This window comes from Pseudorhizobium banfieldiae, assembly GCF_000967425.1.
GTDB lineage: Bacteria > Pseudomonadota > Alphaproteobacteria > Rhizobiales > Rhizobiaceae > Neorhizobium > Neorhizobium banfieldiae.
Genome location: NZ_FO082820.1, coordinates 1,680,396 through 1,693,148, shown reverse-complemented (window position 1 = coordinate 1,693,148; position 12,753 = coordinate 1,680,396). Strand labels below are relative to the sequence as shown.

Genomic DNA, 12,753 nt, shown 5'->3' with positions numbered 1-12,753 from the left:
ACAGGAAATCAACATGAACGCCGCCATCATCGTGCTGACCATCCTCGGCTGTGACGACACCGCGACAGAGTGCCACTATGTCTCCACCTCGGAGAAACGATGGCCGACCATCGAGCTGTGCACCGCGGATTCCGAGGCGGAACTGGCAAGCCACGCCAATGCTCCCTATCCGATGGTGATCGCGGTTTGTCAGAGACCGGGTGAGAGCGAGGTCGCGGCAACGCCTCCAGACCCGAGCAATAACCAAAATCCGGAAATCGATCTGACGCAGGAAGCCAAGTCTGACCTCGCATCGAGGGCTATTGAGCGCGTGCGTGCCGTACTACCAACCACGGAGGGTGTGGGCACCTTGATGCGGCAGCCCATCCGCCTCGTCGAGGAAAGCTATTCCTGGGTCGCAAAGAAGCTACGGGACTGAGTGCGTCAGGCCGCCAGCGCGGTCTGCTGTGCGTAGGAACGAGCCGCCGCACGCAGTTCTGAGCGCTGAAGTCTGTCGACGATCTCCAACAGGTCAGCGACCACCGGCGACCTTGCCCCCAGCTGGCGGCATTCCGAAAGCAGTGCCTCGCATATGTCAGCGCTGGTTTCCATGATACCAGCCTGACGCCAGAGGAGCGTTCCGGCAACGAAGACAGCCGCCACGTCCCGGTGAAGACCCGCCGCCTGGAACATGGCGCGGACAGCCGGAGCCCGACCGCTCGCCAGCAGAGCTCTCACACGCGGCTCGTCCAGCCCCGAAAGCGCCGCCATGGCTTCCGACAAGAAGTCTGCCTTGCCGGTGCAGAGCGCATTGATGAGAAGCGCAGGCGTAAGCGTTCCCGATGACCGCATGTGCTCGACCAGCGCCGGCAGTTCGAATCGGGATGCGGATCCGGCGATCGCCAATGTCGCCGTCTCGGTTGCCTCAAGCGTCAGGCGCTCCAGTCGGGAACCGGCTAGCAGGTTGGAGACCAGGCTCGACTCGGCAAGTGCCTCGCTAACTTTCGACACCAGCCGTTGGCGAACCTCGGGAGCGAGGTCGGCGCGATCGAGCAACAGCTTTCTCACCTCACCGTCATGACCGAATCGATCCGCGATCCGTGCCAGGCATCCGCGAGACAGCGCAGCGTCTGCATTCTCGAGGAGAAGGACAATCTCGCCCACCTCCCCGACCTCCGCAAGGGCAGCCGAGACAACTGGGGAGAGGCCGGACCGGGTTGCAATGAGCCCCCGGGTCAGTCCGTCCCCCCGCCCCACCAGATCAACCAGATCGGCATCCTGGAAGACGGGGGACTGGGCGATCACCGTGCAGGCGATCTCTGGCTGGTCCTCGGCAAGGGCAAGGATGATAGGCCGAGGTGCGCCGGGATTTGTGGCCAACGCCCGGGCGAGACCGAGGCGCACCTGCGGCGCCGGATCATCGAGGAGATGGGACATGGCAAGCAGCGCCGCATGCTGCTGATCCGACTGAAGGCGCGACGCTAAATAGGCTCGCGCCAACGCATTGGCGGCCCTGGCCCTGTCACACGCGGCCGCTGTTTCGAGCCATCGAAGAAATGCCTGAATAATCACTACCAACCCCGGCTGACGGGAAGCGCCTGCCGCGCATCACCGAATGACCCAACGGTAGCCGGTAAATATTTATGATTGGTTCACCATACGGATTAACGCCTGCGCGATCCGATCCTAGGAAGCGCTGGGGCGGATCATCTGGAATACGTCCGCGCCACCGTCGCAATAGTCATGGTATCCCATTCGGGCGATCGGCCGCATGATGCTCATGTCGATGCGACCGTCGCGGATAATCTCTTCACGGATGTGGATCCCAACGACCTGACCGAACACCATGTAGGCGTCGGCACAGCCACCCTCTATGGTACGAGGCTGGATGATCTCCGTCACCCTGCATTCGAGCGCCGTGTAGGCTTCCTCTACGTATGGAGCATCGATCAGGCGACCCATCTTGGGCGACAGCCCCGCGATCTCGAATTCATCCCTTCCGTAGGGTACCGACACCGACGATGCATTCACCTGCTCAGCGAGATGACGGCTCGCAAGGCTTGCAGTAAACGCCCCTGTCTCCTCGGCATTGCGAAGGCTGTCCTTCCGCCCACTCGACGAGAACATTATGATCTTCGGCGCATCGGAAACGATGTTGAAGAAGGAGTAGGGCGAAAGGTTGAGCGAACCATCCCTCCCTTTCGTACCGATCCAGCCAATCGGCCTGGGCGCGACGATCGCCTTGAACGGGTCATGCCGTAGGCCGTGGGCGTTGGTGTCGGTCGCATAGAACATCAGGCTTCGCCTTCGCCCGCATAGGTGACGATTCTATCTAGGTCCGGCCGTGGACGGTCCGGAACAGGAAAATCACTCGAACCAATATGGATGAAGCCCGCAACGCGTTCTCCCTGCTTCACCCCGAGCTCGGCAAGAGCATGATCGTCATAGGCGATCCACTCCGTGCGCCAGTTGGCCACATACCCGTGGGCATTGGCGGCCATCAGCATGTTCAGGCAAACGGCACCGGCGGACAGCACCTGCTCCCATTCCGGAATTTTCGCATGGGATGCGGCTGTGCTGACTACCCCGACCACGACTGGAGCCCGCAGGAAGCGGTTTCGCTCGGCGTCACGTGCCGCTTCCTCCAGTTCGCCGGACTGCTGTTGGATGGAAAGGAAGACTTCTCCAAGCCTGGCCCTCTCGTCACCTCGGTAGACGATGAAGCGCCACGGCGCCAGTTTTCCATGATCGGGGACGCGTGATGCGAAAGCGAGAATCGATTCCAGCTCAGAGTAGGACGGACCCGGTTCGCCGATCTGCGCGACCGGGGTGGAGTGGCGGTTGCGCAGGTAGTCCACAAGCTTGATGTCAGTTTGCATACTTGAGTCGTCCTTGGGGAACAGTCATGGTATGAAGGTCTTGAAATCGCCTCACGATTGGTCTTGAAGTGAGGCTTAGCACCAGAAGAGTCAACCGGTTCACGATCAATGACAGGCATTTCCATCGCGGCCCGTTGTGCCATGGCCGGCGCCATGTTCATCATGCCGGTCACGGGCGCTTCCGCGGAGGAAGCCTTCAAGACGTTCAAGCAGCTCAGCAGCACTTCGAAAATGCCAAAGCTCAGCGCGTTCTCCGCCACGGGCGGCGGACTGGCGACTGCTGCGGCCAAAGACGTTGCTTTCCGTGCCAAGCTGGTCAACAGCGAGGGGATGCTGAAGGAGGGCCTGACGTGGCGCGTCTTCAGCCCGATCTCCGGCGAGGACGGAAAGTTGCCTCTTGTCGCGAGTGCTGAGGGGGGAGACGCCTCATTCCAGCTCCTGCCCGGCGACTATTTCGTCAACGTTGCGTTCGGGCGTGCCGGGGTTACCAAGAAGCTCACCGTTCCGGCGGAGGGCGAAGTCGAGCCCCAGGTTCTCGTGCTCGATGCCGGCGGTGTCGTTCTCGACGCGGTCTCGGGTTCCGATGCCCCTGTGCCCGCCAGTCGTCTCAGGTTCTCGATCTACTCTTCCGAGGTTCGCGAAGACGGCGAGCGGGGACTGGTCATGGCCGATGTTCGCCCCGATACGATCGTCCGCCTCAATGCAGGCACCTATCACGTCGTTTCCGAGTACGGCGACGTCAATGCGGTTGTCCGGGCCGATATTCAGGTCGAAGCCGGCAAGCTGCTCGAGGCCACCTTGCAGCACCGCGCCGCCGAGATCACCCTTAAGCTCGTTTCCCAGCCGGGTGGTGAGGCGATCGCCGACACCGCGTGGTCTGTGCTCACGGCCGCCGGTGACATCGTCAACGAAAGCGTCAGCGCCTTCTCCACAATGGTACTCGCGGAGGGCGATTACCTGGCGATCGCCCGTAACAAGGACAGGATCTATCAGCGGGCCTTCAGCGTGAAGGCCGCAGAGAACGTGGATGTCGAGGTCCTGATGAAGGAGCAGCCCGCTGAAATGGGGCTGCTCAACGATACCGAACTGCGGAACTGACCGCGGCACGGAATTTATGCGCCCGTCCCTTTTCGGAGGCGGGCGCATATCTGTTCAGGCAGCGGACTTGCGGGCCTTCGCCTTGCGAAGAAGGTCAGGTGGCGTCGCCTCCATAGCGAGCGAGTTCACCGCCTCTGCGAGCGACATGGACGTCTGCGCTTGCGACCCCAGCCGGCGGATATTGACCGAACGTTCTTCGGCCTCCTTCTTGCCGCAGACGATGATCACCGGCACCTTGGTGACCGAGTGCTCGCGGATCTTGTAGTTGATCTTCTCGTTGCGGAAATCGGTCTCGACCACCATGCCAGCCTCGCGAAGGGCGTCAGCCACTTCGCGACCGTAATCATCGGCATCGGAGGTAATCGTCGCGACAACGACCTGCACCGGTGCAAACCAGAGCGGCATGTGACCGGCAAAGTTCTCGATCAGGATGCCGAGGAAGCGCTCCATGGAGCCGCAGATCGCCCGGTGAATCATCACCGGCTGCCGCTTCTCGGAGCTCTGGTCGATGTAGAAGGCTCCGAAGCGCTCCGGCAGGTTGAAGTCCACCTGCGTGGTACCGCACTGCCACTCGCGGCCGATTGCATCCTTCAGCGTGTACTCGAACTTCGGCCCGTAGAACGCGCCCTCTCCCGGCAGGATGCCGGTCTTGATGCGGCCGCCGGACTGCGCCTCGATCGTCTTCAGCACCTCCATCATCACGGATTCGGCGCGATCCCACAGATCGTCCGAGCCGACACGCTTCTCCGGTCGCGTGGAGAGCTTGACGACGATCTCCTTGAAGCCGAAATCCTCGTAGACGGACAGGATGAGGTCGTTGATGCGCAGGCACTCGGCCGCCATCTGCTCATCGGTGCAGAAGACATGGGCATCATCCTGGGTGAAGGCGCGCACGCGCATCAGACCATGTAGCGCCCCGGAGGGCTCGTAGCGGTGCACGAGACCGAATTCGGCAAGGCGTATCGGCAGTTCCCGGTAAGACTTCAGACCATGCTTGAAGATCTGGACATGGCCCGGGCAGTTCATCGGCTTCAGCGCGAACACACGATCATCCGCCTCCGGGTCATCCGGGTTAGTCAGCGAATGTGCAGATTTCACCGCGAACATGTTTTCCTGGTACCAACCCCAGTGGCCGGAGGTCTCCCAAAGGGACGTGTCCAGCACCTGCGGCGCATTGACCTCCTCATAGGCACCGGCAAGCCGGCGGCGCATATAGGCCACCAGCGTCTGGAACATCCGCCAGCCCTTGCCGTGCCAGAAGACGACGCCTGGACCTTCCTCCTGGAAATGGAAAAGATCCATCTCCCGGCCCAGCTTGCGGTGGTCGCGCTTTTCCGCCTCTGCCAGGACGTGCAGGTACTGATCTAGCTCCTCCTGCGTCGCCCAGGCAGTGCCATAGATGCGGGTCAGCATCGGATTGTTGGAATCGCCTCGCCAATAGGCGCCGGCCACCTTCATCAGCTTGAAGGCAGTACCGATCTGTCCGGTCGAAGCCATGTGCGGTCCACGGCAGAGGTCGAACCAGTCGCCCTGATAGTAGATCTTGACGTCCTGGTCTTCCGGAATGGCGTCTACCAGCTCGACCTTGTAGTCCTCGCCCTTGGAAGCGAAGACCTCCTTCGCCTTGTTTCGCGGCCAGACTTCCTTGGTGAATGGCTTGTTGCGGGCGATGATCTCCTTCATCTTCGCCTCGATCCGGGGCAGGTCCTCCGGCGTGAACGGCGTATCGCGAGCGAAATCGTAGTAGAATCCGTTCTCGATGACCGGGCCGATCGTTACCTGCGTCGACGGCCAGAGTTCCTGCACGGCCTCTGCCATCACGTGTGCGGTATCGTGGCGGATCAGCTCCAGCGCACGAGGATCGGTACGGGTGACGATTTCGATCGCACCGTCGGTGACGGGATCGGAGAGATCGCGCAGCGTACCGTCAATGGTGACCGCAACGGCCTTCTTGACCAACGACTTCGAGATGGATTCCGCGACATCGCGCCCTGTCGTACCGGCGTCAAACGCGCGGACGGAGCCATCGGGGAAGGTAAGGGAAACGGTTTGGGACATGACTGCTCCTGAATCCAGTCCCGCCAACGAATGCGGGTGGTGGTGAATGATCGGCGCTGATCTTGCGCTGCCGAGTGCGAACGGGCCGGTTGATAGTGCTTTTCCCGTACCTATTCAAGCGCGGCCATCACGGGTGAGGACGCCAATATCGCCAGGGAAGCCACCATTGCTGACGTTGCTGGAGCGTCTCCGGCACCGGGTCCAGGCCGGAAGTGCCGCCCGGCCCGCAGCGACCGACCCGGAACAGCGTCATCCACCCGCCGGCCCAGAGCCCGTGGCGCCCGATCGCCTCGTAGCCGTACTCGGAACAGGTGGGGATATGGCGGCAGGAGTTCCCGATGAAGCCAGAGAGCGTCAGCTGATAAAGACAGATGAGCCCCATTCCCGCCAGCCGGCCCGGGGTCCTGCGAAACGGACCCTGCCAGTTGCGGGACCGCCCGACTCGCGGAGAATGCGTGCAGCCGGGTCCGTCGCACATGTCACGCGGACACTGTTTGAGGCGTCCTGGCGTCGATCTGGTCTAGCGCGTCGACCACAGCATCGAACGTCAGCATCGTAGAGGCGTGCCGCGCCTTGTAGTCCTTCACGGGCCTGAGGTAGCGCATGTCTTCGAACCGGCCCGATGGTCCTTCGCCATCCGCCTTCAACATGGCCAGCATGTCTTCGCGCGCCTGACGGATCTCGACAGGCGTGGCTCCAACAACGTGGCTACCCATCACCGACGAGGATGCCTGACCAAGCGCGCAGGCACGGATCTCGTGGGCAAAGTCGGTGACGACGCCATCGCGCAGCTTCAGGTAGACGCGGACGCGCGAACCACAGAGCTTCGAGTGCTTCTCCGACGTCGCATCGGCATCCTCAAGCCGGCCGGCACGCGGGATGTTGCCTGCCAGTTCGAGGATCTTGCTATTGTAGATATCGTCCATTTGCAGATCGATCCCGCTGCGTTTCCTGGAGCACGCCCGGCTCGCGCGGCTCCACCGATGTTAGATTTATAACGTCATCATTATATGTGACGGACCCCGGCAGGTATCAAGAAAGCGATCCTTTCTCGCCAAATGCTGGAAAATGAGACCATAATATCTTGTAAATGAAGCGCCAAGGCGTCAATTACCCGGTTTGAAACGACCATCCGCCTCTCGCAGCGGCGGATGATGACATGGGGGCTCGATGAACGCTCCCGGGAGACAGCAATGGATGCAGTTGTGAAGAACTTCCCGGCCTCCGGCCAGACCGATAGCGCCCCAACGCAGGAACAGGCAGAGGAGGCCGTTCGCGTGCTGCTCCGCTGGGTTGGCGAAAACCCGGAGCGGGAAGGCCTGCTGGATACCCCCAAACGTGTCGCCGCGGCCTATCGCGAACTCTTCTCCGGCTACTCTCTCTCCGCCGAGGAGGTTCTCGGGCGCACCTTCGAGGAAGTCTCTGGCTATGGCGATGCGGTGCTGGTGCGCGACATTCCCTTCTTCTCCCATTGCGAGCATCACATGTTGCCGATCAGCGGCAAGGCCCATGTCGCCTATCTGCCGAATGGCCGCGTCCTGGGGCTTTCGAAGATCGCTCGCGTCGTCGACATCTTCGGCCGACGCCTGCAGACGCAGGAGAACCTGACGGCGCAGATTGCAGCTGCCATCGAAAAGACGCTTCGCCCACGCGGCGTTGCAGTCATGATCGAGGCGGAGCACATGTGCATGGCCATGCGTGGCGTGCAGAAGCAGGGCTCGACGACACTCACCACGACCTTTACCGGCGAGTACGGGGACAACGCCGCCGAACAGGCCCGCTTCCTCACGCTCGTTCGCAACCGCTGAGCCACATATGATTCGCGATTTCCCCGAGCCCTCTTCCGACAAGGCGGAGCAGGAAGGCCCTGGCGCCCTGGCACCCGCTTTCGATGCCAATGGCCTTGTTACGGCGGTCGTGACCGATGCTGCCGACGGCGAGCTTCTGATGGTCGCCCACATGAACGCCGAGGCGCTGGCACTGACCATCGACACAGGGATTGCCCACTATTATAGCCGATCCCGCCGGAAGATCTGGAAGAAGGGTGAAACCTCCGGAAACCTGCAGACCGTGCATGATATCCGCACGGACTGCGACCAGGATGCCATCTGGCTGAAGGTCTCGGTGGCCGGACATGATGCCACATGTCACACTGGTCGACGCTCCTGCTTCTATCGTATCGTGGAGAAACAGGGGGACGAGGGCGTTCTCCGGATTGCCGACGATCATCGGCACTTCGACCCCGCCCAAGTCTATAAACCGGATGGAACTAAGTAGCGGCGCGTCGCATTCTGTAACAGGCGGGCGCAACCCTACACCATTTCGCAACTAGTCTGTGCTTTCCTGGGTGTCGGGACATCGTTCAGCCTGGAGGTGCCGATGCTGAACTGGAGTTGGAATCGCAGCGATCACGCAGTAACGCCTGCAGATCCCGCATCCGCACGTCCCTCAGAACCACCCACAGCGATCGATGTTCCGAAGAAGGCGAAACTGGCCCTTGCACTCGGTGGCGGGGCGGCACGCGGCTGGGCACATATCGGCGTCCTACGCGCCCTTGACGAGGCGGGCATCGAAGTCGGCATGGTCGCCGGCACATCCATTGGTGCACTGGTGGGCGGATGCTACCTCGCCGGCAAACTAGACGAGTTGGAGAGTTTTGCACGCTCGCTGACCATGCGCCGACTTGCCGGTCTCCTTGACCTTACCATCGGGGGTAGCGGTCTGCTCGGTGGGATGCGCCTGACCAAACGCATGCAGGAGCATCTCGAAGGCCTATCCATCGAAGAGCTCGATCGTCCGTTCGTGGCGGTCGCAACGGAATTGCACACAGGCCATGAGGTCTGGATCGGCAACGGTTCGCTGATCACGGCGCTGCGCGCCTCCTACGCACTTCCCGGCATCTTTGAACCCGTGACCTGCAACAATCGGACACTGGTGGACGGCGCCCTGGTAAACCCCGTTCCGACATCGGTCTGCCGCGCCTACGAGCAGCCGCTCGTCGTGGCGGTAAACCTCAACTACGACATCTTCGGGCGATCCGCCGTCGTCAAGCACAGCGCCAGCTTCCAGACGGTCGAACAGCCCCGGACCAAGGTGAAGGAACATCATATCGGCCTTCCGGGCGTCATGGTACAGGCGTTCAACATCATCCAGGAGCGCATCTCGCGCGCAAGGCTCGCCGGCGATCCGCCTGATCTTGCCCTGCACCCACGCCTCAGCGACATCGGCCTGTCCGAATTTCATCGGGCCGGCGAGGCAATCGATCGCGGCTACATGGAGACGATGAACCAGATCGCCGCACTGCAACGGATGCAGGAAGTGTTCGCGCGATAGAGACACCGCACCGCGGTCAGCCGGCGATGTAGGCCTTGATCTCTTCCGCCTCCATTTCCACCTCGCGTATGCGCGACTTCACGACGTCGCCGATCGAGATGATACCTGCAAGCCGGCCGCCGTCTTCTACCGGCACGTGGCGGAACCGCCCGCTGCTCATCATCTCCATCAGCGCGTTGACCGTCGTTTCCTCCCGGCATGTCTGCACGTTCACAGTCATCACCGAGGAGACGGGCTGATCGAGGATCGCCGCTCCCTTTTCGGCCAGTGCGCGCACCATATCGCGCTCGGTGAAGATACCGGCAATGCGCCCGTCGACGCCCGTCACGACGAGCGCACCAATCTTTCTTTCGTGAAGAATTTCCGCGACCTGCAGAAGCGACTTGTCCGGGCTGACTGTGACAACATCTCGCCCCTTGGCGTCCAGCATGTTCTTGACGACGATGGCCATGGCTTTCTCCTCGCATACCAGTGCACGCGGGTAGCGCCCTCCCCCATCAGAGCGATATCCGTTCACAGATGGTGCCCTTACATGGCGGGGATTGCAATATACCGGTGCAGCAGTATCAATGGCGGGCGGACGGAAGCGGGTCGAAGAGCGCAAACAACAGGTAACCGAAGAGGAAGCCGCCGATATGCGCGTCCCAGGCGATCTGACCCGCACCTTGCCCCACCAGCGGCAGCCCGATTGCGATCAGCATGTTGCCGGCGAACCATATGCCGACGAAGACGGCGACCGTCCGGTTTCGCAATGCACCCAGGATCGACTGTCGTGGATAGAGATGTCCATACGTGCGGTTGAAGCCGCCACGGACGGGAAAGGCGAAGCGACATGCCGCCCCCATCAAGGCGGACACCACACCTGACGCTCCGATCAGTACCGTTTGCTCGCCCCAATGGAGGGCCGCATGGAAGAATGCGGCAGCAGCAGCGGAGAGTACCCAGAAGACCAGGTATCTCACCGGTCCGATCCGGCGCACCACAGGCGCTCCGAAGGCTGTCAGCCACAGAATGTTGAAGGCGAGGTGCTCGATGCTCCCGTGGAGCAGCGAATAGGTCACAGGCGTGGTGAACCACTCCGGCCCTTGCTCGGCCAGCGGATAGACATATCGCAATGGAGTAAAGGCCATGTAGAACATGAAGGCGCCAATCGCCTCCTCGTCCAAGAGGAATGCCTCCACGAGATAAAGCGCCACGAGCAGCAGGATCGTCAGCACGAGGATGCGCGGCAGGTTGAAAACGGGCTGGCGCTCTGGCCGGTATTCCGCGTCGCCGTTGTCGTCCACCTGGTTCTGCCGATCCATCTATCTATCCTTCCTGCGCCATCAGTCAGTCATATAGGCGAAGCCGGCCCGAGAAGCGAAGCGGTAGTCGGGAACAATCGCTATTGCACGCAATGGTAACCCGCGAAAACACGCAATCTTAACCCCCCGAGTGCTATGCATGGGCAACCTGCGCACAGGAAAACCGGCGATGTATTCACAGCAGACACCTCACAACGTGGGCCAGAGACAGCCGCCCCCAGCGCGTGCGTTTCAGCGTGTCACGGTCAATGTCGAGGGCAGGCTCATGCTGGCCGACCATGAGGAATACCCCTGCACGGCGACCGAGATGTCTCCCGGAGACGTCGAATTCTCCTGCTTCGGCCGCCCAAGGATCAACGAGCGGGTGATCGCTTACCTCGACCACCTGGGGCGAATCGAAGGGGTGGTGAATGAGGTCGGGACCAACGGCTTCTCGGTGGTCATCAATGCAACGGACCGCAAGCGCGAGAAACTTGCGGCACAGTTGACCTGGATCGCAAACAAGCATGAGCTGGGTCTTCCCGAGGATCGTCGCCACGACCGTCTCACGCCGAGGAAGTCCGCAACCGAGCTCTTCCTCGAGGATGGAACCCGCTACAGCTGCCGCCTCGTGGACCTTTCCTTGTCCGGTGCGGCGATCGATGTCGAGATCCGCCCGCCGCTCGGGACGCCAGTGCGCCTCGGAAGCATGCGTGGACGCGTCGTGCGGCATTTCATGGAAGGTGTCGCGATCGAGTTCGCCAGTGTGCAATCACGGGAGTCTCTGCGCGAGTTCCTGTAATCTTCGTCTCACAAAGCATCACCAGACGGCGGCCTTGGGTCGCCGTTTCTGTTTCCAGCTCACGGACTCACCTGCGCCGAAATGGAACAGGCTCGGGTTGCATAGCGCTGGATCGCGAAAAAAATCCATGGAGATAGGTAGAAGTGGTGGCGCCTTCCGGCTCCGCTACCAGCCAACGAAGCCGCTTCTCTCCCCGTGCGACCCGCAGCACCGGTCGAGCCTCAGACACTTGCTCCATTGTCATGGCTGATCTCCGTTAACCCTCTGCTCGTCTGAGGGCCCCTGTACGCGGCTGCGGGGCGACCAGCAGCCTCCTCCCGGCGTTACCTGTGTCGGGACAATTTGAATCAACAGATCGACAAATACACAGCAAGTTTTCATTGGATTTGGGTCGATTTCAGTTTGAATCTACCGCAAGTTTGAATCAATTACTGCATTGATTTTACTACGCATTTTTGCGCGCACTCAACACGCCTGTGCCATCTTGATCCTCACCACGGGGAGACAAGATCATGACCGGCAGAAAACTCAGTGTCGCCATCGCCACCGCTCTTTTCGCGCTGATCGCAGCACCGAATTCATTTGCTATGCCGCTTGGCATGCAGGTTATCGGCAAGGCCAATCCGCCTATCGGCCACTACGAGTTCTGCCGCGTCTATGCCAGCGAATGCGGGCCTGCATCGCACGACCCCGGTCCCATGACCCTCACCCAGGACCGGTGGCGGACGATGCTCGACATCAACTATACCGTCAACACGGCAATCCAGCCTCTGACCGACCATGAGATCTATGGGGTCGAAGAGCGCTGGGCCTATCCGCGTAGCGTCGGCGATTGCGAAGACTTCGTTCTGCTGAAGCGAAAGATGCTGATGGCGAAGGGATTTGACCCGTCCGACCTGCTGATCACCGTCGTCTTGCAGCCGAACGGCGAAGGGCACGCCGTCCTCACGGTCCGTACCGACCGCGGCGACTTCGTGCTCGACAACATGCGCAACACCGTCCTTCTCTGGTCGGACACGGAGTACACATTCCTGAAGCGCCAGGCCGCCGATCACGCGGGTCGCTGGGTGAAGCTGCAGGACGGGCGTGCGACCGCAGTATCGAGCGTTTCCCGCTAATCTGGCCGAACGCGTACTACCAAGAGCGCCATCCGTACCCGCGGGTTGGCGCTCTTTTTGTTCCACGACCTGTGCCCGCGTCAGGCTCGCCGCTCCAAATCTGGAGGATCAGGAGGAAATAGCGGTGCGGCATCATATTCATGCCGTCATTACCGGATTTTACGAATGGACGACGGGGCCGAGCCGGGCAATCACTAAAATGC

At 61.2% G+C, this 12,753-nt stretch carries 14 protein-coding genes and 1 pseudogene; 7 read left to right on the top strand and 8 right to left on the bottom strand.

All coding sequences use genetic code 11. From position 1 onward, the window contains the following. Positions 1–13 precede the first annotated feature (13 nt). Complete coding sequence (locus NT26_RS08415) at positions 14–418, top strand: hypothetical protein (RefSeq protein WP_052638358.1); 405 nt, start codon at positions 14–16, stop codon at positions 416–418. Positions 419–423: 5 nt separating this feature from the next. Here the strand turns inward: NT26_RS08415 and NT26_RS08410 are convergent, their stop codons facing one another. From NT26_RS08410 to NT26_RS08400, 3 genes are all read right to left on the bottom strand, one after another. After that, positions 424–1,551 (bottom strand): DUF2336 domain-containing protein, encoded by a 1,128-nt coding sequence (locus tag NT26_RS08410; RefSeq protein WP_052638357.1) that lies wholly within the window; start codon positions 1,549–1,551, stop codon positions 424–426. 114 nt (positions 1,552–1,665) lie between these two features. Beyond that, the gene (locus NT26_RS08405) at positions 1,666–2,274 is read right to left on the bottom strand and encodes a flavin reductase family protein (protein WP_052638356.1); all 609 of its coding nucleotides are present in this window, start codon (positions 2,272–2,274) and stop codon (positions 1,666–1,668) included. Further along, a complete protein-coding gene (locus NT26_RS08400) occupies positions 2,274–2,858 on the bottom strand; it encodes a nitroreductase family protein (RefSeq protein WP_052638355.1) in 585 nt (194 codons plus the stop codon). Before NT26_RS08400 ends, NT26_RS08405 begins: the two co-directional genes overlap by 1 nt. Before the next feature lie 108 nt (positions 2,859–2,966). Between NT26_RS08400 and NT26_RS08395 the strand changes: the two genes are divergently transcribed. Next, positions 2,967–3,956 (top strand): hypothetical protein, encoded by a 990-nt coding sequence (locus NT26_RS08395; protein ID WP_052638354.1) that lies wholly within the window; start codon positions 2,967–2,969, stop codon positions 3,954–3,956. 54 nt (positions 3,957–4,010) lie between these two features. On the opposite strand, the gene thrS is transcribed toward NT26_RS08395, so the two are convergent. From thrS to NT26_RS08380, 3 genes are all read right to left on the bottom strand, one after another. Next, positions 4,011–6,014: a threonine--tRNA ligase gene (gene thrS, locus NT26_RS08390; RefSeq protein WP_052638353.1), complete on the bottom strand. Its 2,004-nt coding sequence runs from the start codon at positions 6,012–6,014 to the stop codon at positions 4,011–4,013. A 127-nt stretch (positions 6,015–6,141) separates the two neighbouring features. Next, entirely contained in the window at positions 6,142–6,492 is a 351-nt protein-coding gene (gene yidD / locus NT26_RS08385) for a membrane protein insertion efficiency factor YidD (RefSeq protein WP_052638352.1), read from the bottom strand. Position 6,493: 1 nt separating this feature from the next. Then, positions 6,494–6,940: an iron-sulfur cluster assembly scaffold protein gene (locus NT26_RS08380; RefSeq protein ID WP_052638351.1), complete on the bottom strand. Its 447-nt coding sequence runs from the start codon at positions 6,938–6,940 to the stop codon at positions 6,494–6,496. Positions 6,941–7,207: 267 nt separating this feature from the next. Here NT26_RS08380 and folE point away from each other — a divergent pair, with 267 nt between their 5' ends. The 3 genes and pseudogenes from folE to NT26_RS23380 all read left to right on the top strand — a co-directional run. Next, positions 7,208–7,822 (top strand): GTP cyclohydrolase I FolE, encoded by a 615-nt coding sequence (folE, locus tag NT26_RS08375; RefSeq protein WP_052638350.1) that lies wholly within the window; start codon positions 7,208–7,210, stop codon positions 7,820–7,822. 7 nt (positions 7,823–7,829) lie between these two features. Next, positions 7,830–8,291, top strand: a complete 462-nt coding sequence (hisI, locus tag NT26_RS08370; RefSeq protein WP_052638349.1) for a phosphoribosyl-AMP cyclohydrolase — start codon at positions 7,830–7,832, stop codon at positions 8,289–8,291. A 102-nt stretch (positions 8,292–8,393) separates the two neighbouring features. After that, positions 8,394–8,975 (top strand): annotated as a pseudogene (locus tag NT26_RS23380) (patatin-like phospholipase family protein); the annotation flags it as partial. 388 nt (positions 8,976–9,363) lie between these two features. On the opposite strand, the gene NT26_RS08360 reads toward NT26_RS23380, so the two are convergent. Then, positions 9,364–9,798 carry a CBS domain-containing protein gene (locus NT26_RS08360; protein ID WP_052638347.1) on the bottom strand — a complete coding sequence of 145 codons (435 nt, stop codon included), beginning with the start codon at positions 9,796–9,798 and terminating at the stop codon, positions 9,364–9,366. Between the two features lie 115 nt (positions 9,799–9,913). Further along, a complete protein-coding gene (locus tag NT26_RS08355; RefSeq protein WP_052638346.1) occupies positions 9,914–10,651 on the bottom strand; it encodes a rhomboid family intramembrane serine protease in 738 nt (245 codons plus the stop codon). 169 nt (positions 10,652–10,820) lie between these two features. Between NT26_RS08355 and NT26_RS08350 the strand changes: the two genes are divergently transcribed. Together NT26_RS08350 and NT26_RS08345 are read left to right on the top strand one after the other, a co-directional pair. Continuing rightward, entirely contained in the window at positions 10,821–11,432 is a 612-nt protein-coding gene (locus NT26_RS08350; protein WP_052638345.1) for a PilZ domain-containing protein, read from the top strand. 509 nt (positions 11,433–11,941) lie between these two features. Further along, entirely contained in the window at positions 11,942–12,550 is a 609-nt protein-coding gene (locus NT26_RS08345; RefSeq protein ID WP_425287748.1) for a transglutaminase-like cysteine peptidase, read from the top strand. Positions 12,551–12,753: the final 203 nt, after the last annotated feature.

Excerpts from the sequence above, each read along its gene's own strand:
- NT26_RS08405 (WP_052638356.1), bottom strand. The coding sequence starts at position 2,274 with ATGTTCTATGCGACCGACACCAACGCCCACGGCCTACGGCATGACCCG.
- yidD (WP_052638352.1), bottom strand. The coding sequence starts at position 6,492 with ATGTGCGACGGACCCGGCTGCACGCATTCTCCGCGAGTCGGGCGGTCC.
- NT26_RS08395 (WP_052638354.1), top strand. The coding sequence starts at position 2,967 with ATGACAGGCATTTCCATCGCGGCCCGTTGTGCCATGGCCGGCGCCATG.
- NT26_RS08360 (WP_052638347.1), bottom strand. The coding sequence starts at position 9,798 with ATGGCCATCGTCGTCAAGAACATGCTGGACGCCAAGGGGCGAGATGTT.
- folE (WP_052638350.1), top strand. The coding sequence starts at position 7,208 with ATGGATGCAGTTGTGAAGAACTTCCCGGCCTCCGGCCAGACCGATAGC.
- NT26_RS08400 (WP_052638355.1), bottom strand. The coding sequence starts at position 2,858 with ATGCAAACTGACATCAAGCTTGTGGACTACCTGCGCAACCGCCACTCC.
- thrS (WP_052638353.1), bottom strand. The coding sequence starts at position 6,014 with ATGTCCCAAACCGTTTCCCTTACCTTCCCCGATGGCTCCGTCCGCGCG.
- NT26_RS08350 (WP_052638345.1), top strand. The coding sequence starts at position 10,821 with ATGTATTCACAGCAGACACCTCACAACGTGGGCCAGAGACAGCCGCCC.
- NT26_RS08380 (WP_052638351.1), bottom strand. The coding sequence starts at position 6,940 with ATGGACGATATCTACAATAGCAAGATCCTCGAACTGGCAGGCAACATC.
- NT26_RS08415 (WP_052638358.1), top strand. The coding sequence starts at position 14 with ATGAACGCCGCCATCATCGTGCTGACCATCCTCGGCTGTGACGACACC.
- hisI (WP_052638349.1), top strand. The coding sequence starts at position 7,830 with ATGATTCGCGATTTCCCCGAGCCCTCTTCCGACAAGGCGGAGCAGGAA.
- NT26_RS08355 (WP_052638346.1), bottom strand. The coding sequence starts at position 10,651 with ATGGATCGGCAGAACCAGGTGGACGACAACGGCGACGCGGAATACCGG.